This window comes from Niveibacterium sp. (assembly GCF_041909475.1).
In the GTDB taxonomy this organism is placed as follows: Bacteria; Pseudomonadota; Gammaproteobacteria; order Burkholderiales; family Rhodocyclaceae; genus Niveibacterium.
In genome coordinates this window covers 55,629-78,863 of sequence record NZ_JAYRDJ010000011.1, presented here as the reverse complement: position 1 = coordinate 78,863, position 23,235 = coordinate 55,629, and the positions used below count along the sequence as shown (strand labels likewise).

Genomic DNA, 23,235 nt, shown 5'->3' with positions numbered 1-23,235 from the left:
CCTGACTGTTACTGCAGAATGCTTCGCCGCCTCGCCCTCACCTGTGTCGTCCTTCTTCCGCTCGCATCGCCCGGCGTGCGTGCCGATGGCGTACAGGTCGACGAAGCATCGCGCCTGCGCAAGCTGGTTCCGGCGGAGCAACTTGAGCAGTCAGCCGGCCAGCAATACCACCAGATGCTGCGCGCCGCGGCGGACAAGCGTGCCCTTGCGCCCGCGGGAGACCCAGCGCTCAAGCGCCTGCGCGGGATTGCCGACCGGATCGTCCCCTTCTCCGCGCGTTTCAACCCGCGAGCGAACGCGTGGCGCTGGGAGGTGAACCTGATCGCCTCGCGCGAAGCCAACGCCTTCTGCATGCCGGGTGGCAAGATCGCCTTCTACACCGGGCTGATTGACGGTCTGAAGCTCAGCGACGACGAGATCGCAATCGTGATGGGCCATGAGATCGCCCATGCGCTGCGCGAACACGCGCGGGAGCGCATCGCAAAGACGCAGCTCACACAACTCGGCGTCGGTCTGCTTGGCCAGTTCGTAGGCCAGGGGCGGTATGCAGACGCGTTCAGCATCGGCGGCAACCTGCTAACGCTGAAGTTCTCGCGCGAAGACGAGAGCGATGCCGATGTCGTCGGCCTCGACCTCGCGGCCCGTGCCGGTTACGACCCGCGCGCCGGTATATCGCTTTGGCAGAAGATGTCGAAGGCTGGAGGCGGAGGCGGTTTCGCCTGGCTCTCGACGCATCCGGCCGGCAAGGACAGAATCCGGGAGATCGAGCGCCACCTTCCGGAAGTCATGCCGCTCTACGAGCGGGCTCAGAATCCCCACACACAGAAACAGAAAGGCTGAAACGATGGCGAACGATGCCCCGATTTTCACCGCGGAGACATACAAGGTGCAGGACAGCTTCGGCTTCATGATCAACGCGTTGCGGGCGCGCATGATGGCGGTGATGGATCGTGAGCTCGCACCGCTGGGTATCACCAGCGCACAGTGGGCGGTGCTCGTGCAGGTTGCCGAAACGCCGGGCGTGACCGCCGCCGCGCTATGCCGCCGGGTGCATTACGACACCGGATCGATGACGCGCATGCTCGACCGGCTGGAGGAAAAAGGCCTGATTCGCCGCGCCCGCAGCGATCACGACCGCCGCGCCGCCTATCTGCATCTGACCGAAACCGGCGCCGACGTGAATCAGAAACTGCCGGAATACGCCGCCCGCGTACTCAACGCGCACTTCGAGGGCTTCAGCGCCGATGAAGTGACGCAGCTCCGAGATCTGATGAGCCGCATGCTCGCCAACGCAGAGCGGCTGTCCGCCGGCACCTGACGCCAAGCGGTACCAAACAAAACGGGGCACCCATCACGATGAGGGGCGCCCCGTTTGTTTTACTGCCAGCCGCTGAGCTTAGCGCTTGGCGAAGGCTTCCGCAGCGCCGTTGTAGACGCCGACAAACTCTTCAACGATCAGCGATGCACCGCCGACGAGGCCGCCGTCGATGTCCGGCATCGCGAACAGGCCCAGCGCGTTGCTGGCCTTGACGCTGCCACCGTACAGGATCGCGGTTTCAGCGGCGAAGGCGTCACCGGCCTTCTTGATGTAGTTGCGGATGAAGGCGTGGGTTTCCTGCGCCATTTCCGGCGTGGCGGTCTTGCCAGTGCCGATTGCCCAGACGGGTTCGTAGGCGATCACGATCGCCCCCGGAGCCGCGTTCGGCACGGCAGCCAGGATCGCGTCCAGTTGCTTGGCGAGCACGGCTTCGGTCTGGTTACCGACGCGCTCGGCTTCGGTTTCACCGACGCAGACCACCGGCACCAGGCCACCAGCCAGCGCAGCGGCGGTCTTCTTGCCAACCCATTCGTCGGTCTCGCCGAACAGCGCACGGCGCTCGGAGTGGCCGATCACGGCGTAGGTCACGCCGACATCCTTGAGCATCGACACCGAGACTTCACCGGTGTAGGCGCCCTTGTCGTATTCCGACACGTCCTGCGCGCCGACCCCGATCACGGAACCTGCGGTTTCGGCGATCACCGATTCCAGGTAAGCGAACGGCGGGCACACAGCGATGGCCACACCCGCCTTGGCGGCAGGCACGCCCGCCTTGAGGCCATCCAGCAGCGCCTTGTTGGCGGCCTTGTTGCCATTCATCTTCCAGTTGCCGATGACGTAGGTCTTGCGCATGGGAACTCCTTGTTTTCGGTTTTTGCCGGCGCGAAGCCGAAGGGGGAAATATTGGATTTTAGTTGGAGGACGGTGCTCAGGACACCGGCCAGATCAAATTGGCGGCAGGTGCGGACCTCAGGCTTCGACTCAGGCCTCGAGTTCACGCGCCTTGGTCAATGCATCCTCGATGCGATCCACGCCAATCACCTCGATGCCGGGAATCGCCTGTTTCGGCAAATTGGCCTTGGGGACCAGGGCGACCCGGAAGCCCAGCTTGGCCGCCTCGCGCAATCGCTCCTGCCCGCGTGGCGCGGGGCGGATCTCACCCGCTAGGCCGACCTCGCCGAACATCGCCAGATCGCGCCGCAGCGGTTTGTTGCGCAGCGACGAGACGATCGCAAGGCACACCGCCAAGTCCGCCGCCGGCTCACCGATCCGCACACCGCCCACGGCGTTGACGAACACGTCCTGGTCGGCGCACATCAGGCCCGCATGCCGATGCAGCACCGCGAGCAACATCGCCAGACGGTTCTGCTCCAGGCCAACACTGAGCCGGCGCGGGCTTGGCGCATGGGCGGGGTCGACCAGGGCTTGCACTTCGACCAGCAGCGGGCGCGTACCCTCCTGCGTCACCAGCACGCAGGCACCGGAGACATCCTGCTCATGCTGCGACAGGAAGATCGCGGACGGATTGCTGACACCGCGCAGGCCCTTGTCGGTCATCGCGAACACACCCAGCTCATTGACCGCGCCAAAGCGGTTCTTGAACGCCCGCACCAGGCGGAAGCTCGACTGGGTATCCCCCTCGAAGTACAGCACTGCGTCCACGATGTGTTCCAGCACGCGCGGGCCGGCCAGCGAACCGTCCTTGGTGACATGGCCGACCAGCACCAGCGCGCACCCACTCTGCTTCGCGAAGCGGGTGAGCTGCGCGGCACATTCGCGCACCTGCGCCACCGAACCGGGGGCGGACTGCAGCACCTCGGAATACAGCGTCTGGATCGAATCGATCACCGCGAGCCGCGGCTTCTGCGCCTTCAGCGTATCGAGGATGCGCTCAAGGTTGATCTCCGGCAGCATTTCAAGCGCCGCGGCATCCAGTTGCAGGCGCTGCGCACGCAGCGCGACCTGTTCGCCGGATTCCTCGCCGCTGACATACACCGCCTTGCAATGCAGCGACAGCGTCGCGAGCGCCTGAAGCAGCAGCGTTGACTTGCCAATACCCGGGTCACCGCCAATAAGCACGACGCCACCAGCGACCAGGCCACCACCCAGCACGCGGTCGAATTCCTCAATGCCGGTCGCGAAACGTGAGTGTTCCTGTGGCGTGAAATCCGCCAGCTTCTTGATCTGGCTGACTTCGCCCGCCAAGGCACTGAAGCGACTGGCCGCCCCGCCAGCCGGCGCGGCAATCGATTCAACCAGAGTGTTCCATTGCGAGCAGCCGGGGCACTGCCCCTGCCAGCGCGCCGCCTGCGCACCGCATTCGGTGCACTGGTAAACCGTTTTGACCTTCGCCATCAAGCCGCGCCGATGACGCTGACTGGCACGCGATTGGCGAGTGCACAGAACAACTCGTAGCTGATCGTGCCGGCAGCAGCAGCCACCTCGTCAGCCGGCAGGTCGCGGCCCCACAGCACCACTTCGCTGCCGACCGATGCGCTCGGCAGATCGGTCAGGTCGCAGGCCAGCATGTCCATCGACACCCGCCCGAGGGTTCGCGTGCGCCGCCCATCGATGAGAATCGGTGTGCCGGTCAGCGCATGGCGCGGATAACCATCGGCGTAACCGCAGGCGACGATGCCAACACGGGTCGGCTTGTCGGCGACGAAACGCGCACCGTAACCAACCGCCTCACCCGCCGCGATCTGTTGTACGGCAATCACGCGCGATTCGAGATGCATCGCGGGGCGCAGATCTAGCGACGCAGCGGACTTCAGATCCGGCATCGGCGAGCCGCCGTACAGCATGATGCCGGGTCGCACGCCGTCGCGCGCCGCCTCGGGAAAGCGCAGCAAGGCCGCCGAGTTGGCGATGCTGTGCGGCAAACCGAGCCCGGCCGCTGCGGCGTCAAAGCGCGCGAGTTGCACGGCGATACCAGTGTCGTCGTCGGCGCGCGCAAAGTGCGTCATCAAGGTCACGCTGGCCACGTTGCGTAGGGCCTTGAGACGCGCGCTGAGCACACCGGCCTGCTCCGGCGCAAAGCCGAGCCGGTTCATTCCGGTGTTGAGTTTGAGGAAGACATCAACCGGCTGCGCCAGCGTTTCGGTTTCGAGCATCCGGATCTGCGACGCGTCATGAACCGCGAGGCTCAAGCCCAGCGCGCCGGCCATGCGGGTATCCGCGCTATCGAACGCACCTTCCAGCATCAGCAGCGGCTGCTTGAAGCCGGCTTCACGCAGCGTGGCGGCCTCGGCGAAATCCAGCATCGCATAGCCGTCCGCCACGTCGGCAACCGCCTGCGCACAACGCACGAGGCCATGGCCGTAGGCGTTCGCCTTGATCACGGTCCACGCTTTGGCAGCCGGCGCGAGCGATTTCGCCCGCAGGTAGTTGTGACGGAAAGCAGGCAGATCGATCGTTGCCCGAATCGGCCTAGGCATCGCGGTTGATCCCCCGCGACTTGAGATGCTCGGTCGCGAAGTCGGCGAAAATTGTGACGACGCGTGAGCGGAACTTATCCTTCGGCAACAGCACCGACAGCGTTTCGTACAGATGCGGCTCCAGCGGCAGTGCCACCAGACGGCCGCTCTGGATGTCCTTCTCGATCGACGCACGGGCTGCGATCGCAAAACCGACACCTTGCTGCACGAGATGCTTGATCGTGGAAAGGCTGGAGAGCTCGGCGGTCACATCCAGGTTCTCCGGCGGGAAACCCGCTTCACGGAAGAAGCGCTCTGCCGCTTCCCGGATCGCCGCCCCCGGATCGCGATCGATGAACGGCAGCCCGACCAGGTCGTCCGCACGAACGCGAACATGGCGCGCCAGCACATGGCCCGGCGGCACGATCGCGAACAACTCATCGCGCCCCACTTCGCGGCATTCAATTCCCGCGTCGGAAGATTCGAGCTCGACGAGGCCAACATCCAGTTCCTTGTCGGCCACGCGCCGTTCAACCCACTCCGAGTTGCCAACGAAAACACGCGGCACGACCTTGGGGTACTGACGCTTGAAACCGTCGAGCAGCGACGGGAGCCAGTAGGAGGCGATCGTCGGCGACAAACCAACCGACACCACACCATTGGGTTCCTGCGTCAGGCCCGCTACCTGGTCCTCCATCTCGGCGCTCATGCCAAGGATGCGTTCGGCGTAGTCCAGCACGATCTCGCCAGCGGGCGTCAGTGTGACCTTGCCGTAGCCGCGGTCGAGCAAACGGGTATTGAAATGTTCTTCCAGCTGCTTGATCTGGAAGGTGACGGCCGGCTGAGTCATGTAAAGCGCTTCAGCCGCGCGCGTGAATGAACGATGTTTCGCGACGGCCAGGAATACCTGTAACCGGCGGTCGGCCATGGTTGCCATGGTGAATGCTCCTGACGGGCAGCGGGTTCCGATATGCAGGCAGGGTTCTGCACTACATGGCACGCCGCCGAAACGCCCGTCAAACAAGGGTTTTTGCAGCGCACGATTGCATCACAAATCAGGCGGGGCCGCCAGCGACGCAGCCAGCCCGACTGCCGCGATTCGGCCGCTTCACGTGTTCGTGATATAAAGCCGCGTCCCTCCGGGGCCACGCGAAACGTATCAGGATGACCCCAGGCTTCTACATCATCATGGCCGCGCAGTTCTTTTCTGCGCTTGGCGACAGTGCTTTGCTCATCGCGGCAATCGCGATCCTGCGGGATATGCAGGCACCGGCGGCCTACGAGCCGCTGCTGAAGCTTTTCTTCACAGTTTCCTATGTCGTTCTGGCAGCGTTTGTCGGCGCCTTTGCGGACTCGATGCCGAAATGGCGCGTCATGCTGATCAGCAACGGCATCAAGGTGCTTGGCTGCGGCATGATGTTCTTCGGTGTTCACCCCCTGCTTGCCTACGCCGTTGTGGGGCTTGGAGCGGCCGCTTACTCGCCGGCCAAGTACGGCATCCTGACGGAACTGCTCCCCGCGCGACTTTTGGTCGTTGCCAACGGATGGATCGAAGGGCTAACCGTCGGCGCGATCGTCATCGGCACGCTGGTCGGCGGCATGCTGATTGAGCCGAGTTTCGTTAATCGGATGCTGGCGTTCGACTTTCCCGGAATCAACACCGGCATCGATACCCGTGGCGAGCTGGCGATATCAATCATTGGCGTTCTCTACGCCATTGCCGCCATCATCAATTTGCGTATCCCCGACACCGGCGTCGATCACAAGCCAATACGAAGCGGCCCCCTCTACCTGTTTCATGAGTTCGTTCACTGTAGCCAGTTGCTGTGGCGCGATCGTCTCGGGCAGATCACGCTCGCGGTAACAACCCTGTTTTGGGGGGCCGGCGCGACGCTGCAATTCATCGTGATCAAATGGGGAGAAGAGAATCTCAACTTGAGCCTGTCGAAGGCGTCGATGATTCAAGGCGTCTTCGCGCTCGGCGTGGCCGTGGGATCCATCTTGGCGGCGCGGCTCATCTCGATGCGCCGCTCGATCAGCGTACTGCCTGTTGGCATTGCGATGGGCCTGATCGTAAACATCATGATCTTCGTCCACGACATCCGGCTCGCGATGTTCCTGATGGTCATCATCGGCGCACTCGCAGGCTTCTTCGTGGTGCCGATGAACGCCTTACTGCAGCACCGCGGCCACATCCTCATGGGCGCGGGGCACTCAATCGCAGTACAGAACTTCAACGAGAACCTGAGCATCCTCGCCATGACCGGGCTCTATGCCCTGCTGATCTGGGGTGGCCTCTCGGTTCACGCCGTGATCGTCATGTTCGGTGCCTTCGTCGCTGGCACCATATTCCTCGTCAAGCTCCGGCACGAAGCCAATCAGCGCGAGCGGGACTCGGTCAGCCAGCTTGACGACTGCCGACACTGAACGCCAGTAGCCTGCGGCAAAGTCCGGAACCGTGGCCGGCCTGACTTAACCCGCAACGACGGCCTTAGGCGGCGACGATTCAAGCGTCTTCTTCGCAAAACACAGATCCGCCCACGCCTTACCCTTGTCCGCCGGATTGCGAAGCAGATACGCCGGATGGTAGGTCACCACCACAGGCGTTTCGCCGAATCGGAACACCTGTCCGCGCGCCGCGCCTATCCGGACCTCTTGCTTCAGCAAAGCTTGTGCTGCGGGCCGACCCAAAGCCACGATCACGCGCGGCTGAATCAACTCGATCTGGCGTTGCAGATACGGGAAGCAGGCCTCGATTTCGTCTGGCTCCGGCGTACGGTTGTTAGGCGGCCGGCACTTCACGGCATTGGCAATATAAACGCGATTCCCCCGCGCAATCCCCAAACTGGCGAGCATCGCATCCAGCAACTTGCCAGCCTGCCCCACAAAGGGCTCGCCGCGAAGATCCTCCTCCGCGCCAGGACCTTCGCCAACGAACAGCCAATCTGCCTGCTGATCGCCAACGCCAAGGACGGCCTGAGTGCGGTGCGAAGCCAAACCACACCGGCTGCATTCCGCGACCAAACGGTTCAAATCGCCCCAGCCCCACTGCTGCACAGGCAGCGCTTCACGGTTGCTCGCCAAATCCGCGCGCAGCGATATCTCACTCGCCCGGTCTCGCTCTTGCGGCTTAGCTTCGTCCGGGCGTGTGACGCAGTCCGTCCGAATTCCGGTCGGAGTATCGACATCTATCGACTCATGAGCGAGCCGCCAAATCGGCCCAAGGCTTAGGCGACTGAGTATGGAAGTGCGCACAGAGACGTCCCCTCGATTTCCCACAACACCCTTCAGCTACATCGGAAATAGTTAACTATCTTCGCATGCTTCACGCATCGTCGTTGAATGCGGTAATGCGCGCGACCCGGAACGTGTTTTGCAGAGACCGCTGTTCCGCCTCATGCATGGCCGCCAGGTGTTCGAAGTGGTGGGCGCCGGTGGCGGTGAGGTGGATTTCGACCGTCCGCCGGTCGGTATCGCTGCGCCGGAGTTCGACAAGCCCCTGCTCTTCGCATCGCGTCAGCAACGCCACCGCGCCGTGATGTTCCACCAGCAAGCGCTCGGCGAGCTCGCCATACTGTCGCTGGTCGTCACGAGCCTCCTGTTCCTGCTGACCTTCGGTTAGGGCGCGGTGGCCTACATCAGTTTCCTCTCCAGCCAGGGGTTTCTGAACCCGTTGATCGACAACGCCTGAATCGCCCCGACTACCGTAGACAGTTTTATGCTTGTTGATGTATGAATCGCCCTTGTTTTCGCGGAACCTATCTGTTTCAAATCAGGCGGTCACGGTCCGACCTGCTCCCGCTTTCTGTACCAGCGGTTTGGAGAAAGGTTCTAGGCTAGCTTGATAGGTGAAATGGCTGCTGGGGTGACATTTGTCCCAGAAGCGCTTGCGTTGCGGCTGTGTTCCCCGGCAAAGACGGCGAGCGGGATGTCGTAAAATGAACTGCGCAGACTCACCTACTTATAGTCGTTGCACCGAGCGGTGATGACTTGTCGGGGCTCGGCGAGGGACTCTATGTAATTCTCGTTAAGCCATTCAGCCCAGCTACTGCCGTTGAGTCATTCGACTTACACCACCCGTGACGAGGTACGGCGATATGTCTTCGATCACATAGAACTGTTCTACAGCCCTAAACGGAGGCATAGTCACTTCGAGCGCTGGTCTCCCGTCGAGGTCAAGCGGCAGCACTTCAAGAATAAGAAACTGTCTAGGGAAGGCGAGGCGATTCATCACCACTGCGTCGGCCCTCCGGGAGGAAGACACGCGATTTGTCCTCACTGCGCGCCGTTTAGCAGTTGTCAATCCATGACATTACGAAGAGTTCATGGGCGTGCAGACATGTCTAGTATCCGGAACAGGCCTTAGTTCGCCCGGGCGTCAAAGGAAAAGGAAAGTAGCAGCATAGAATTAACGGCCGCGCCATTGATTTCTCCGGGTGAGAACAGCACCTTTGAAAGTTCGTCGACGACCGGCATCTCGTACTCCAAGTCTTCCCCGAAACTCTGGACGTCAACCACACGACCGTCTTTGCCGATCATTACGACCACCAAGAACTCGACCTGCCGTGACCGCGCCGGGAACTCCCTGTGCGACAGATCAAGATCCACGATTGCGTAGGGACGACGGGACAGCGTCAGCGACTCGAACCATTCCCCTCCATTCGGAAGGTGCAGCGACCGTCCATTCAGCTCATCGAATGCCGCCTCCCTCACGTTGTACCCAAAAGTCCCTTCGGGAGTCATCTCGCCCGCTGTGTAGGTAGATGCAATTTTGAGATCCTGGTCAGACAGCGATTTGACGGCCCCCGGCTCAGCAAACGAGGGAAGCTCTTTGAGTGCAAGTCGAGGAAAGTGGGTTGCCACGCGAGGTCTCACCGGCAATTGCGTCTGACTCGGCCCGGTAACAAGCTCCGTGCGAAGAGGCCGCTCGGGATCGGCATCCGCACGTCTCTTTAGAAGGGCGACCCGCAGGGTAGGGTATTCTAACTCACTACGAACACCTGCCCGATCAGTCCGGTGCAGACCTAGCCATTCGACAACACACGCTACCGTCAAATGAAGTGTCAGCGAAAGAAAAATGGCCCGTGAAAACGGGCCAAGAATCAGGTCCGGATTTTCGTCTATCGTTGCCAACACTCTGTTACCGGCGAAGTACCCGTTCGGCCGCGTTGTCCAACACTGTTCAACGTCAAGCTTCCACAGTGCGGATCCGTCCAACCGCTAGGCGTGGCAGTGATTACATACGATGTTGCAATCACATCAGCGGCCATCGCTGCGACTGAGATCGTGTAGCGCCCACTACTCGAGGTTGCAGGAATCCCAGCATCCGCTAGCGTGACCGAATAGCTGTTGGTGCGTGTGTAGAGCCGCTCCAACATTTGAGCGGCCTGCTCAAGCGCCGCCCGGCCCTCCGCCCGCCGCCCGCGTTCTATGTAGCTGCTATACGAAGGAACCGCGATTGCTGTAAGCAATGCAATCACTGCAACGACTATCAGCAGCTCAACTAGAGTAAACCCCTCCGATATCGATCTCAATTTCAAAGCCCCCATCATCGCGAGAGGTCACGCCAGTTCAAGCGCCCAGTCGACGCCGAACACGAGGTTGGAACCATTTCTACGGTTCCGTCACTCCGCTTGATCTCCAGAGCGCACCTCTGTGTTGACGCCGCGCAAGCTGGCCCGACACAAGGCGGCGGCGGCCCCAGGAACGTCGGCAACCCTCCAACCGGAGAAACCCTCTTGCTTGTCGGCGACTTGCCCGGATCGATTCTATCCGGATCGCCAAACTGCCCATCGTGATTCAGATCGAACGGCGGCACGACCAAGCGCGCGCCAGTGACTGCATCCATCACATTGATCCAACCCTCGCCGCCGCCGTTGCACGGATCATTTGTCGGCGTTGCAGAGACGAACATGATCCGCCCTCCGTCAATCTGTGGATCCTCAATTACACGCTCGCCATATGCCGTCAGGGCCGTCGCGGGTGGTTTTGCTTCCATCAAGTCAACGTACCAACCAAGCTGCCCGGTAGGGTTCGTTACCGGATCCCACCAACTCGGGGTCGCCGTGTCAACAGTGCGGAGCTCGTAATCATAAACAGCACCGGTTGTCCCGTTTACAGTGCTTCGCATTACACTCGGTTCAAATACATGCTGAAGCATCTTCGCGCGGGTCACAGGAGTAGGAGAAGCGGAATCCCAAATGCCATAGAACGACTGCACACTGAGATCGGCAACATCGGTATCCTCAATCGCCTTACCGGTTCCGACCAACACCAACACGCCGCCCTTCGGGTGGAGCATTGCTTCAGGTCCAACTGTAATTGGCTGCGCGTGGCCGCCAGCATCAACCGCGGAGAATATCTTTTTCGTAGCCGGGCTTGACCCCATTGAGAACGACGTCAGATCGAACTTCCAGACGTTTCCATAGAGATCACCAGCATAGGCAGCATCAACCTTTCCATCCCCATCCAAGTCGACGACGGTCGGTGTCGACAAACCATTGGGAGAGGCTCCAACAGGAGCCCCTGTATCGACAAATTTGAAGTTCGAACCAGACGACCAACCAGCCTTTCCTTCCTCTATGTACGCAATATACAGACCAGCTTTCCCGCTCGTGCTGTTATAGCCATTTCCAAAGATCGCCGCCCACTTCCCGTTCTGCAGCTTTGCAATGACTGGCCGTCCATACGAATAACCTAGGTTGTTCCCGGCATCATCCGCGGCCGTGAACTCCCACAGCACTGTTGACCTCGGCGCCCCCTCAGAGAAACTGGGGTTCGTGACGTCCAATGCAAAGTAGCCCTTCCCCCCCGCGCGGAGTCCACCTATCAAAACTGAATGCCAACCATCACTGAACTCTGCATCGCCAACCTTCAAATGGCCATCCACAAATGCGTGATGCGGCGCCGAATTCTCCGTCAGCATTCGAAGATTCTCGTATACCGCAGATGGAACGTAGGCCAACGTCTCAACGCCGTCTTCATCACGAAAGCCGTGGAGCATGCCGTCATTTCCACCGACATAAATCATCTTGGCACGAGAATACTGCGCCGAACGGAACGCGGCATAGCTCGCCTCGCCGATGTTATCGCTCGGAGCGCCAACGTATACCGGCGACGAATAGACGATATCACCGAGCTTAGTTACTGGCCTCGCACGCAGCCCACCCTTGGTCGTAACAGGATCGTACGCCCCCTCATGCGTCGCGTCTCCACGCAACCAATTCAGTCGATCCTGGCCTGTCCGAACAGAAGCTGCGCCCGTGATCAAGGATTGCTGCGAGGCCGACAAGTTCCCCCACCTGAACGATACGGCTCTCGCCCCAATCGCATTGGATGGGTTGTAGCTAAGGATCGTACGCGCATCCACATACTTTGCCGGCGATGCAACGACGCTAGCGTCATGCGCGAATTGCGCGGCAGCAGACCAAACCGGTCGGGCGCCTATCGAAACCAGACTATCGCTCGTCGCCATTTCAAACGGAAATTTTTCCAGATCTCCCCACCATTTTTGCGCATCGCCCGTTGCCAGGGTTGCTACCCACGGCCGGAGTGATGCATCGCTCGCCTTCGGGGAAGAGGCAGGGTGATAAACGCTAATATAAGTTGCAGACCCTGCCGAGTATGACTGCGAACTCGACGCGGCAGCCCCAGCGGCCGCAATCCCCGTACTGATATCATTAAAAATATCTGTGAACGCATTTATAACGTCAGCAGGGGACTCAGCTGCGTAAAATCTGCCTCGCCCGTTTATCGCCGCATGCCAAAGATCGGCGATCTTCGCTTCGTTATCAGTGGTCGCAGTAACGACCGGCCATTTTGTTGCACCGCTCTTAATCGCCGGATAGCTACCACCAAATGTCCCAACTCTCGAATCCCATGTTAATGACGGCGTAGCAAGCGGCAGCCCCTTGGCCAATCCAAGACCGATCGCGTAGGTCGTCAAGTGCTGCCAATTCGCGGGGTCCTTCTGAGCATCCCAATAGTCCGTGGCGGACCATGTCGTATCCGGAGCCACTTTGGCTGGATCCGAGTGCCGCTTCGGGACATTGTTGCCGAGGTCGGGTCGCAGATCACGCGACCAATAGCCGAACGTCAGATCCGCCAGAGTGTTGGGCGTCGCAGTACCATCAATATAGGGCGCCACTGGCGTATAGACCACACCATCGGGAAGGCTATAGCTCGTGCCATCAATATTGTCGCTCGAGCACCCAGAAAGTCCGCTGCACGCACTTGGGGTATCGCTGTTCCACATGCCATCCGTCATCAAGATCGCGTACGACGCACGACATGTGTACTTGGGGAACTCCTTGCCCGCAACATTGGGGTCATAGGCGTAAACGTCGCCAATCCCCAAGCCCGAGTTCATGACGTACTTCCCCGCTCGCTGCATTGCTGATCTCAACGGCGTGCTATTGGCCGCAGGGAGCCGGGATAGCCAGCTATAGAAATCCGTCTTATTCGACTCAAACCGACGAATCTTGTTCCTGTAAGCTATTCCCGACCACCCTTTACATGAATCATTGAACGAATTGCAGCTATTCAGCGACTGCCACGCAATTCGCATTTCCGGATCGACCTTCGAGAAAGCACGCGTCGCAGCGGAGACGACAGCAAGGTTGCGGATTCGATAAAACGAATACCAGTTTGCAAAATTCTGCTGCAAGTCAGCCGAATCATTTTCCACTAAATGCAGGTCATAACAGGCATCTGCTGTATAAGGCGAAACGCACGACGCGTTCGTCGTATCAAGCGTGTAGTAATAAGCCTTGGCATTCGATTGTCTTGACGTCGCCCCAATTGCAGCCAAATCATTTGGATGATTGGCATAACTCTGACTACTGCCATTGGGATTAAAGTCCTTCGTCGGGCGGTAAGCCGACTTCAGGTTAATCGCCCCTTGCGACGTATCAAAGCCGTTCTTCCAAGCCGCCGTGAACGAGGTCGAATACTCACTGTTATCAGCTTTTAGCGGCGGCGCGTAGGTTGTCGCTGGGTTGTAATACATTGCGTTATAGTCGGAGCTAAAGATCCGCTTTGGACTATAAGTACCCGGGCCGGTATCCGTCTTCATGTCTGAGCCGAACGAATCCGGAACGTACGCCCACGTCATACTCCCCGAGTCATCCAGCGTGACAATTAGGTTAGGCTTCTGCGGAGACTGCAGAAACATCGGGGTTTGTGACAAGTTCAACGCTGCAGCGGATGCATGAACGGGCGCAAACAGAAACGTCCCAGCCAATACGCCGCAGAAGGCTCTGCGGAATGGAGTGGTTTGAGTCATAAGATATCTCCAGATGGCTAGTAGCCTGGCCGATAAGTTGCCTGAAGCCAAACCTGAACGTCAGCGCGCGGGCCGAAACCCACCGCAGTCACACGGTACCTCGGCTTGGTCTTGCCAACCGCAATTGAGTCAATTCCAGGAATTGGGGTGTTAATGCCCTCAACGATGTAGCGAGGCTGGCGGGCTACAGACGACGCACTGCCGGCTACCATGGAAAGCGCAGGACTTCCGCTGAAGGTGCCGTAGTTCACCGTTGCACCTGCGACATCCATCCGCGCGAGCCAAGTAGGCAAGCCTGCAGCCGCCTGGAGACACAAACCCGCCCACGCGGGCGTGCCCGCATTGCAATCCGCCGCAAATCCGGCGATTCCCTGAACCGGCGGAACACGAGTACCGGAAGGAGAGAGATCAATTTCCGCATCGAGCAGCGCCGCTTCTGCGGCTTGAAATGCTACGGCCTGCTCCCTTGTATAGCGGGCCATGCGCTCTTCCATCGTTGAAGATCGCATTGTCGCTAGCCCCATGATCGTAACGATCAATAGAAGGAGCAAGCTGACAATCAGAGTCGCCCCCTTCTGGCGAAGGATACTGGTACGTTTCATGGTTGCGTCCTGACCCGATTGCGCAGATTCACCGAAAATGAGACAACGCGGCGAGCGCGCTGATCGTTCGGATCCAGAAAGTTTGCACCCGGATCACCAACCGCCGCACCACCGTAGGTCTCCCCAAACAATCGGTACGTGTAGGGCATTGACGGATTGTTTCGGCCCTCTCCACGCAAAACCATTGCAATCTGAACACCTACGACGTTCGCCATATTGGCTGCTGTCGCGTTGCGCCAAATGTCGGGGTTGCCGTTGCCGTCAGAATCTTCCCCGTACAGAACTTGCATGGTGTCTACGCCATAGACCAATGGCACCTGAGCGGCAACGGGCCCCCCAAGCGCGATATTGCCAGCGCCTCGCACAACGTCACACACAAGCGTTGGGGTATTGGTGGTCGCATCTCCAGGATTCGTCGGCAGATTAACGATATGGAATCGCTCTTCGACAATTTGAGTCGACGAAACCACCAATCCTTCACAGTCAACAGTCGCGCTGTCTGCGGTGCCAACGACAGTTCCATCGGTACCCCAAAAACGTACACGTACTTCGTCTGAAAGATTCGGCGTGGGCGCCCCTTGGTCATTGATACCACAGATCGCCTGAACAACCTGATTTGCACACGCAACGTTGCCACTATTGAAATTGGTTAGCGATGCAACGGGATGATAGCCCGCCATGCGAACGTGACGAGTAAGCGTATCAAACCCGATCCGTGCGCCATCTTGAATCTGGACGATTGATTGCGTGGCACGAGATGCGTTTATATTGCCGCTGAAAAGCTGGGTCGCCGCCAACACAACCAACATTCCGATGACCATCGACACCATCAGTTCAATCAGCGAAACGCCAGCCTGTGGCACGCAAGGTGAAGTACGGAAAATTGTGGTCATGGCACGAAACTCAGCACGTAACGCCGTTGGAGGCTCGCAGCCCCCGCCCCCTCAGTTGCATTCATTGCACGCTCCGACCACCAGACTTTAACCACAAGCGGATCAGTCGCGCCCGCAGTGCAAGCCGGTGCGGCGGGTGTTCCGTCATCCGGTGTTAAATCCTGGCAGATCAGTGCCTGGGCCTGGGGCAAACGCGACGCACGCGCCTGAACGATACCCCCCAACGAAGCATTGGTAAGTGAGCGCGCCCAAACAATCATGTCGAACAAAGCCTGTTGTGGGCGCGTGCAAACGACCGTAAAGCAATCGACGGCAGGCGCCGCTGCAGTAGGAATTACAGTCGACGCACCCCAGGTTGGCGTAAGGTAAGTGGCGAGAGCCTGCCGGTTGCCGCGAATCTTGTCCGTAATCTCGTACGCGGCTTGCGCGGCAACTGATCGTGCTGCAGCATCGGTTGCACCTCTGGTGCTGAGCAAGAACATTCCCGATACGCCAAGCAGTCCGACGGCCACGATCACCATGGCCACCAAGACCTCGACCAAGCTCACACCGCTCTGACCGCGAGATGAATGAATCATTGCCTTCGTCATGGACACACCGCCGCTGTTCGATATCCTGTGACGGCGCCGGTAAGGCGTGCATTAAGCACACGCCCGGTTTGCCCCGCAACGCAGACGGTCCAAGTACGCGCCGCGTTCAAACGACCAGTGCCTTGAAACGAGACCGACGCACTTGCTGCAGCCTCACTGATCTGCAGAGAGGAGGTCTCGACTGCTCTCGCCTTGATGATTGGTTCCGCCACGGCATGCGCACCGTCACCGTCGGTATCAACAAACACGAGCCACCCAGTTGACCACGCCGACGCCGCACCGCAGGTCGCGCCATCGGTACTGGCGCAGACGCTTACGCGTCCGCCACGTCGCGAGGCCTCCATGCGTGCCAACATTAGGTCGGAAGACAGATCGCTGGCAGCACCCGCGATACGCTGACGAGCAATCAGATCCGAAAACGATGGCACCGCGATTGCAAGCAAGATGCCCGTGATCGCGACGACGAACAGCAATTCGATGGCGGTAAATCCCTTTTGACCCACCAGAACCTCCTTTTACACGTTTGCACTGTAGTCAGTGTCCGCCGCCGAGCGAAGGACCTTAACGACGAACGGGCAAGACCATCGGACAAGCGGACAAGCTGCTTTACTGCGCTGGCAACCAATAGCCCGGCTGCCCGAAGTGGTGTTTGAAACGGTCAATTAATAGCCGCACTCTCAGCGCAACCTGCCGCCGCTGGGGGAACACCGCGTGAATTCCGATCGGTGGAGCAGCGAAATCGTCGAGAACGGAGACAAGCCGCCCAGCCCGAAGGTCCTCGCCGACCTCCCACGTGGATCGCCACGCAAGACCAGCCCCCGCAAGCGCCCAATCACGCAACACGGCACCGTCATTACACTCAAAGCTACCAGTAACGCGCAGAACGCGAACGCCGAGGTTGTCGTCCCCATCGCAGAACACCCACCCTTTCTGCTGCGAAAGTGCCAAACAGTTGTGCGTGACAAGATCGTCGGGCGCCAATGGTGTGCCACGTCTTTTTAGGTAGTCTGGGCTCGCGACAACAACTCGCCTATTCTCGCCCAGTCGGATCGAGACAAGACTGGAGTCACGTAATTCGCCAAGCCGAATGGCGACATCGATTCCTTCATTCGTCAAGTCCACGATCCGATCAGACAAGTCAAGACTGATCGATACGTCCGGGTTGTCATCCAGGAACTCTCGAGCCAATGGAGCGACATGGCGACGCCCAAACCCAGCGGGAGCGCTGAGTCGAATGTGTCCACTCGCCTTAACGCCCCCCAAGCTAACCATGGCTTCAGCGTTCGCGAGGTCGTCAAGCAATCTCATTCCATCTTCAAAGAATGCCGCACCTTCAAACGTTAATGCGAGCCTGCGGGTCGTGCGAACGAGCAGTTTGACACCCAAGCGGGCCTCCAGCGCGTCAAGACGGCGGCTGATCACTGCTGGCGTTACTCCCTCGGCTTCCGCTGCTGCACTCAGGCTGCCGCGTTGGGCCGAACGAACGAACGCTGAAATCTCTTTGAACTTATCCATTTTTGATCAGACAACAAAGATAAATTGACTTAAGCGGCGATTCTAAACACGTTTGAACGCGAATAGACTGCCGTCGCAGCTTGCGCATTGACCTGCGCAGCGCCGCCTCTCGCCGGGGGGACGGGAGGCGGCGGCTGCTTTTTCCGGGGGGGAAAGATGCGGTACTCGGCGATTCTGTTCGATGCTTACGGCACGCTGTTCGACGTTCATTCCGTCGCGGCACTGGCCGAGCAGTTGGCGCCGGGACGCGGCGCTGAGCTGTCGATGCTCTGGCGCCAGAAGCAGATCGAGTACACGCAACTGCGGACGCTGGCCGGTCGTTACAAGCCGTTCTGGGAAGTGACCCGCAACGCGCTGGACTTCGCGAATGAGCGACTCGCGCTCGGTTTGACGCCCTCGCAGTGCGAGCGAGTGATGAACCAGTACGCGTGCCTGGCCACCTTCCCTGATGTGAAGCCCACGCTGAAAGCCCTGCGGGACGCGGGACTGACACTGGGCATTCTGTCGAACGGCACACCGCAGATGCTCGACATCGCGATCAAGAGTGCCGGTCTGGCCCCGTTGCTGGACACCGTTCTGTCGGTGGATGCGGTTGGCGCGTACAAGACTTCGCCCACCGCCTATGCGCTGGGCCCTCAGGCATTGAAGCGCGCCGCGCGAGAAATCCTCTTCGTCTCATCGAACGGCTGGGACGCAGCCGGGGCGGGCTGGTACGGGTTCGGCACCTTCTGGTGCAACCGCGCAGGGCTGCCTCGTGAACACCTCGACATCGCGCCGAGCGCCGAGGGGCGCTCGCTGACCGAATTGATCGAATTCGTCGCCAGCGCCAGCGCTGGCCGGCAATGAACATCAGATTCAGAAAACAAAGGAGACGAACATGGCCCTTCAACTACCCGCAGGCATGCAGATCAATGCGCCGGTGACGCCCGCATTCGAGGCGATCCTTACGCCGGAGGCACTCGCGTTTGTCGCCAAACTGCACCGCAGCTTTGAAAGCCGACGCCAAGCGCTGCTCGCTGCACGTGTGGAGCGGACCAAACGACTGGACGAAGGCGAGCGCCCTGACTTCCTGCCCGAAACGCAGCACATCCGCGAGGGCAACTGGACGATCGTGCCGATTCCGAAGGCCCTCGAGCGCCGTCGCGTCGAGATCACTGGCCCGGTCGAGCGCAAGATGATCATCAATGCGTTGAACTCAGGCGCCGACAGCTACATGACGGACTTCGAGGATTCGAACTCGCCGGTCTGGGAAAACCAGATCCAGGGCCAGATCAATCTCTACGACGCAATCCGTCGCCAGATCGATTTTGATGCCAACGGCAAGCGCTATGCGCTGAAGGATAAGGTCGCGACGCTGGTGGTGCGCCCGCGCGGCTGGCACCTGGACGAGAAGCACGTGTTGGTGGACGGCCAGCGCGTATCAGGCGGCATCTTCGACTTCGGTCTGTTCCTGTTTCACAACGCGAAAGAACAGCTTGCGCGCGGTGCTGGCCCGTACTTCTACCTGCCAAAGATGGAATCTCATCTTGAGGCGCGGCTGTGGAATGACATCTTCTGCCTCGCTCAGGACGAAATCGGCATCCCTCGCGGCACGATCAAGGCAACGGTGCTGATCGAAACGATCCTCGCATCGTTCGAGATGGACGAAATTCTGTACGAACTGCGCGAGCACTCCGCCGGCCTCAACGCTGGCCGTTGGGACTACATCTTCTCGTGCATCAAGAAGTTCAAGGTCGACAAGAACTTCTGCCTCGCTGATCGCAGCAAGATCACGATGACAACACCGTTCATGCGCGCTTATGCCCTGCTGCTGCTCAAGACCTGCCACCAGCGCAATGCGCCGGCCATCGGCGGCATGTCAGCGCTGATTCCGATCAAGAACGATCCGGAGAAGAACGCCATCGCGATGCAGGGCATCATCAACGACAAGAGGCGGGATGCGACCGACGGCTACGACGGCGGCTGGGTTGCGCACCCGGGGCTGGTCGAGGCGGCGATGGCCGAATTCAAGGCGGTGCTGGGCGACAAGCCGAACCAGATCGACAAGAAGCGCAACGATGTGAGCGTGGCCGCAGGCGATCTGCTCAACTTCCAGCCGGAAGCACCGATCACCGAGGCCGGCCTGCGCAACAACATCAACGTCGGCATCCACTATCTGGGCAGCTGGCTTGCCGGCAACGGCTGTGTGCCGATCCACAATCTGATGGAAGACGCCGCCACGGCCGAGATCTCCCGCTCACAAGTCTGGCAGTGGATTCGCTCGCCGAAGGGCGTGCTGGAAGATGGCCGTAAGGTCACGGCCGAACTGGTGCGCAGCTTGACCGCGGACGAGTTGGGCAAGGTCTGCAAGGCAGTCAGTGCACAAGGCGAAAACACATCGACCTACGAGCGCGCGGCGCAGATCTTCGAGGACATGAGTACCCGGATCGACTTCACCGAGTTCCTGACCTTGCCGCTGTACGAAGAAATGGCGTGAGCGAACGCCGCAGAGCGGCGCTTTTCGTGAGGCATGAACAAACGGCGCAAGACGGGGCCCCGACTTGCGCCGTTTGCGCTATGGCGCGCGAGGCGCCACAAAACACGACAGAGCAAGAGTCAAAAGCGGGTGGTGATCGACGCAGCCATCGCGGGAGCGGTCTTAACGTCGTCCTTCGCGATATCGTTGTCACCGCTGCGATCCATGACTTTCAGCCGACCGCCGGCCATCGCGCCGCCGTACACATCGAAACGCCAGCCACCTTGGCCCCGATAGGTCGCCTGTGCGAAGACCGGCATGTAGTTGGCTTCGCCAATGCCGTCGCGCGCCACCGCATTGTCAGTTGCGAGCCTGAAACGATAGGACCGGTAGGCTGCACCGGCGCCCAGTTCCCACTGCGGCGACAACTGATAGGACAGCATCAGCCCGGCAGGACCCGAGGGGCTCACTTGCTGCGGGTTGGACAAACGCCAATTCTCGGCCAGCTTCCAGTCCACGACAAAAAACGGGAAGAAGCGCGTGTCCTCGATGTTGCGGAACGCCGCAAGACCCAAGCCGATGACCTTGTCCGGCGCAAACCCCTTCATGACCATCCCGGTAAAACCGTAGGCCAAGGTTTTGGACGACGAAGCGCCCTCCTCACCATTGCTCTCGATGCTGGGCGTCAGCGCGATGTTCCACCCGTTCTCAAGCCGTGTCGCATACGGCAGGCTCAGAGAGAAACGGTTGGTAGCCTGCCACGGCGTCAGCCCGCCAAATCCGGCCGGCTTGTCGAACTGCCAGTTGTCCACGTCCACGCGCGCCTGCAGCCCCAGCGAAGAGGTCTGCGACAGCCCCCAGCTCGCGCCGCCCGTGACCGTCAAGCCAGACAGAGCGACCGTACCCCCTTGCCCGAGATCCGTCTCGAATACGTTGGTCCACGCAGCGGTGAAGTTCATCGACGCCGGTGCGGCACCAACAGGCGATGCAACCAGGGCCAGGACGGCGCATACAGCAAAGGAACGCAATTGCATGACAGGCAGACTCCGAAGATGAAACGTGATCGACAGATCACACGGCGCGGGAGCATAGCATCGCGGTACGCCCTATCGTGTTACCACGTAACGCGGTTCTGTACGCCGACTCGCCGCCCCACACCTCGGCTATGCTTGGCACCTGCCCTGCAGCCGGACATCACTTGCCGATGACCCTCAGCGACCACCTCGGGAGCCTCGCCGCCGCCGCTCACATCGCTATTACCGCCGCCTTCGCGGTGCGCGCGCTGATGCAGCGACATCCGCCGTCGACCACCCTCGCCTGGTTGCTGCTGATCGTCGGGGTGCCCTACTTCGGCGCCGTACTCTATCTATTGATGGGCGAGCGCCAATTGGGCCGGCGGCGCGGCAGCCATGCGCGCGCCCTGGTACCTCTGCTTCAAGACTGGGTGCGCCAGCTCCCGCCTGCGATGCTGAATCAGCACGATCGCGATGACCGCTGGTTCAGCATCCGGCGCACCGCGCAGGGCGCCGCGGGGCTCCCCTCGACGATCGGAAATCGTCTCGACTTGCGCAGCGACTCATCCGCAATCCTGCTCGCGATCGCCGACGATATCCGCACCGCGCAACACACCGTGCTGATGGAGTTCTATATCTGGAACCCTGGCGGCGATGCAGATCGCGTGGCCGACGCGCTGATCGACGCCGCCGCGCGGGGCGTGAGCTGCCGGGTGTTGCTCGATGCGGTGGGCAGCGCCGCCTTCTTTCGCAGCCCATGGCCCGCGCACCTGCGTAACGCGGGCATCAGCGTCGTCGAGACGCTCTCGGTCGGCCTGCTGCGGGCCGCCTTTGTCCGCTTCGACCTGCGCCTGCATCGCAAAATCATCGTGATCGATGGCGTCATCGGCTGGACCGGCAGCCTCAACCTGGTCGATCCGCGCTGTTTCAAGCAGGACGCAGGGGTTGGGGAATGGATCGATGCGATGGCGCGGATCGAGGGGCCAGCCGTCGAGATGCTTGCCGGCATCGTGCTGTGGGATTGGTGCATCGAAACCGGCGACGCCATCGCCAAGGTGGCGCCCGGGCTGGCCAACGCAGTCGGCACACAGTTCGAAGATGGCGCCGAAGTCCAGGTACTGCCCTCCGGCCCCGGTTTCGAAGGCGAAGGCGCGCAACGGCTTTTCCTCGCCACGCTTTACGGCGCGCGCGAAGAGATCGTGTTGACGACGCCCTACTTTGTGCCCGACGAACCGCTGTTCCTCGCGCTGGAAGCGGCCGCTCTGCGTGGCGTGCGTGTAACCGTGATCGTGCCGGCCCGGATTGATTCGATCCTTGTACGCCACGCCAGCCGCTGGTTCTTTGAGCCGCTGCTGGCTGCGGGTGTCCGCATCCTGCAATTCCACGGCGGGCTGCTCCACACGAAGAGCGTCACCGTCGACGGCAGCCTCGCATTGTTCGGCACCACCAACCTGGACATCCGCAGCTTCCGGCTGAACTTCGAGGTAACCCTGGTCGTCTACGACCCGCAGTTCACCGCTGCACTGCGCGCACTTCAGGCGCGCTACGAGCGTGAAGCCCGCCCGGTGGATCCACACAGCTGGGCGCGCCGCAGCACCCGTGCGCGACTCGCCGAACATGCGGCGCATCTTGCGAGCCCGCTACTGTAGGCCGCTCGCACACATGAGTGTCCAAGCCCTGACAAAGGCGCCATCACTGCGCGCTGACCAGTAGCAAAATGGCAAGACTGCACACTGAAAGGCTTCCGCCATGAACACCCTGATCGTGAGCTTTGGCGACGGTCGCGACTACGAATTCACCGTCAACGACGACACGCTCGACGCGCTGGATAACCGTGCACCGCGCCAGTGGTTCGATCGCGAATTTGTCGAACTCGAATGCACCCCAAGCAATCCGATGGGCAAGCTGCTGATCGTCGACCAGATCCTCAACGTCGCCAAGTACGGCGGCGAAACCCGCTTCGCGCGGCCCAACGAATGGGCTCAGCGCTTTGCCGAAAATACCCTGAAAGCGGTCGGGCGCCCGCATGTACGGGTCGATACGGCCGGTTGGGCAATTTCGTATTGATCGCCGGCGCACTTCAACGTCTGTCGTATCGACGACGGTGCTGGCCTCGCTGTAGCACGATCAAACGTCGCCCCCCCCCCCCG

The 23,235-nt window shown here is 60.5% G+C and carries 22 protein-coding genes; 7 read left to right on the top strand and 15 right to left on the bottom strand.

Annotated features, from left to right (window positions below; translation table 11 throughout):
• The first annotated feature begins 18 nt into the window (after positions 1–18).
• Positions 19–840, top strand: coding sequence for a M48 family metallopeptidase (locus ACE3P0_RS09660; RefSeq protein ID WP_374402266.1), 822 nt, complete (start codon positions 19–21; stop codon positions 838–840).
• 4 nt (positions 841–844) lie between these two features.
• Complete coding sequence (locus tag ACE3P0_RS09655) at positions 845–1,318, top strand: MarR family winged helix-turn-helix transcriptional regulator (RefSeq protein ID WP_374402264.1); 474 nt, start codon at positions 845–847, stop codon at positions 1,316–1,318.
• 78 nt (positions 1,319–1,396) lie between these two features.
• Here the strand turns inward: ACE3P0_RS09655 and tpiA are convergent, their stop codons facing one another.
• From tpiA to ACE3P0_RS09635, 4 genes are all read right to left on the bottom strand, one after another.
• Positions 1,397–2,170, bottom strand: a complete 774-nt coding sequence (gene tpiA / locus ACE3P0_RS09650) for a triose-phosphate isomerase (protein WP_374402262.1) — start codon at positions 2,168–2,170, stop codon at positions 1,397–1,399.
• 129 nt (positions 2,171–2,299) lie between these two features.
• Positions 2,300–3,673 carry a DNA repair protein RadA gene (radA, locus tag ACE3P0_RS09645; protein WP_374402260.1) on the bottom strand — a complete coding sequence of 458 codons (1,374 nt, stop codon included), beginning with the start codon at positions 3,671–3,673 and terminating at the stop codon, positions 2,300–2,302.
• Positions 3,673–4,755, bottom strand: a complete 1,083-nt coding sequence (alr, locus tag ACE3P0_RS09640) for an alanine racemase (RefSeq protein ID WP_374402258.1) — start codon at positions 4,753–4,755, stop codon at positions 3,673–3,675. The genes radA and alr overlap by 1 nt, the downstream gene beginning before the upstream one ends.
• Positions 4,748–5,671, bottom strand: coding sequence for a LysR family transcriptional regulator (locus ACE3P0_RS09635; RefSeq protein ID WP_374402256.1), 924 nt, complete (start codon positions 5,669–5,671; stop codon positions 4,748–4,750). Before ACE3P0_RS09635 ends, alr begins: the two co-directional genes overlap by 8 nt.
• Before the next feature lie 227 nt (positions 5,672–5,898).
• Between ACE3P0_RS09635 and lplT the strand changes: the two genes are divergently transcribed.
• Positions 5,899–7,161, top strand: a complete 1,263-nt coding sequence (gene lplT / locus ACE3P0_RS09630; RefSeq protein ID WP_374402254.1) for a lysophospholipid transporter LplT — start codon at positions 5,899–5,901, stop codon at positions 7,159–7,161.
• A 45-nt stretch (positions 7,162–7,206) separates the two neighbouring features.
• Here lplT and ACE3P0_RS09625 read toward each other — a convergent pair whose 3' ends face one another.
• The 10 genes from ACE3P0_RS09625 to ACE3P0_RS09580 form a co-directional block, all read right to left on the bottom strand.
• Positions 7,207–8,013 (bottom strand): uracil-DNA glycosylase, encoded by an 807-nt coding sequence (locus ACE3P0_RS09625; protein ID WP_374402252.1) that lies wholly within the window; start codon positions 8,011–8,013, stop codon positions 7,207–7,209.
• A gap of 46 nt (positions 8,014–8,059) precedes the next feature.
• Entirely contained in the window at positions 8,060–8,263 is a 204-nt protein-coding gene (locus ACE3P0_RS09620) for a hypothetical protein (RefSeq protein WP_374402324.1), read from the bottom strand.
• Between the two features lie 833 nt (positions 8,264–9,096).
• Positions 9,097–9,597, bottom strand: a complete 501-nt coding sequence (locus ACE3P0_RS09615) for a hypothetical protein (RefSeq protein WP_374402250.1) — start codon at positions 9,595–9,597, stop codon at positions 9,097–9,099.
• A gap of 257 nt (positions 9,598–9,854) precedes the next feature.
• Complete coding sequence (locus ACE3P0_RS09610) at positions 9,855–10,283, bottom strand: type IV pilin protein (RefSeq protein WP_374402321.1); 429 nt, start codon at positions 10,281–10,283, stop codon at positions 9,855–9,857.
• The gene (locus tag ACE3P0_RS09605) at positions 10,283–14,017 is read right to left on the bottom strand and encodes a pilus assembly protein (protein WP_374402248.1); all 3,735 of its coding nucleotides are present in this window, start codon (positions 14,015–14,017) and stop codon (positions 10,283–10,285) included. Before ACE3P0_RS09605 ends, ACE3P0_RS09610 begins: the two co-directional genes overlap by 1 nt.
• A 17-nt stretch (positions 14,018–14,034) precedes the next feature.
• The gene (locus tag ACE3P0_RS09600; protein ID WP_374402246.1) at positions 14,035–14,619 is read right to left on the bottom strand and encodes a PilX N-terminal domain-containing pilus assembly protein; all 585 of its coding nucleotides are present in this window, start codon (positions 14,617–14,619) and stop codon (positions 14,035–14,037) included.
• A complete protein-coding gene (locus ACE3P0_RS09595; RefSeq protein ID WP_374402244.1) occupies positions 14,616–15,512 on the bottom strand; it encodes a PilW family protein in 897 nt (298 codons plus the stop codon). The genes ACE3P0_RS09600 and ACE3P0_RS09595 overlap by 4 nt, the downstream gene beginning before the upstream one ends.
• The gene (pilV, locus tag ACE3P0_RS09590) at positions 15,509–16,102 is read right to left on the bottom strand and encodes a type IV pilus modification protein PilV (protein ID WP_374402242.1); all 594 of its coding nucleotides are present in this window, start codon (positions 16,100–16,102) and stop codon (positions 15,509–15,511) included. The genes ACE3P0_RS09595 and pilV overlap by 4 nt, the downstream gene beginning before the upstream one ends.
• Complete coding sequence (locus tag ACE3P0_RS09585; RefSeq protein WP_374402240.1) at positions 16,099–16,605, bottom strand: GspH/FimT family pseudopilin; 507 nt, start codon at positions 16,603–16,605, stop codon at positions 16,099–16,101. The genes pilV and ACE3P0_RS09585 overlap by 4 nt, the downstream gene beginning before the upstream one ends.
• Positions 16,606–16,708: 103 nt before the next feature.
• Positions 16,709–17,617, bottom strand: coding sequence for a LysR family transcriptional regulator (locus ACE3P0_RS09580; protein ID WP_374402238.1), 909 nt, complete (start codon positions 17,615–17,617; stop codon positions 16,709–16,711).
• An 87-nt stretch (positions 17,618–17,704) separates the two neighbouring features.
• On the opposite strand from ACE3P0_RS09580, the gene ACE3P0_RS09575 reads away from it, so the two are divergent.
• Together ACE3P0_RS09575 and aceB are read left to right on the top strand one after the other, a co-directional pair.
• On the top strand, positions 17,705–18,463 hold the full coding sequence (locus ACE3P0_RS09575) for a haloacid dehalogenase type II (protein ID WP_374402236.1): 759 nt from the start codon (positions 17,705–17,707) through the stop codon (positions 18,461–18,463).
• A 31-nt stretch (positions 18,464–18,494) separates the two neighbouring features.
• The gene (aceB, locus tag ACE3P0_RS09570) at positions 18,495–20,093 is read left to right on the top strand and encodes a malate synthase A (protein WP_374402234.1); all 1,599 of its coding nucleotides are present in this window, start codon (positions 18,495–18,497) and stop codon (positions 20,091–20,093) included.
• Between the two features lie 119 nt (positions 20,094–20,212).
• Here aceB and ACE3P0_RS09565 read toward each other — a convergent pair whose 3' ends face one another.
• The gene (locus tag ACE3P0_RS09565; RefSeq protein ID WP_374402232.1) at positions 20,213–21,106 is read right to left on the bottom strand and encodes a DUF6268 family outer membrane beta-barrel protein; all 894 of its coding nucleotides are present in this window, start codon (positions 21,104–21,106) and stop codon (positions 20,213–20,215) included.
• 170 nt (positions 21,107–21,276) lie between these two features.
• On the opposite strand from ACE3P0_RS09565, the gene cls reads away from it, so the two are divergent.
• Complete coding sequence (gene cls, locus ACE3P0_RS09560; protein ID WP_374402230.1) at positions 21,277–22,734, top strand: cardiolipin synthase; 1,458 nt, start codon at positions 21,277–21,279, stop codon at positions 22,732–22,734.
• Positions 22,735–22,834: 100 nt separating this feature from the next.
• Positions 22,835–23,152: a hypothetical protein gene (locus ACE3P0_RS09555; protein WP_374402228.1), complete on the top strand. Its 318-nt coding sequence runs from the start codon at positions 22,835–22,837 to the stop codon at positions 23,150–23,152.
• The last annotated feature ends 83 nt before the right edge of the window (positions 23,153–23,235 follow it).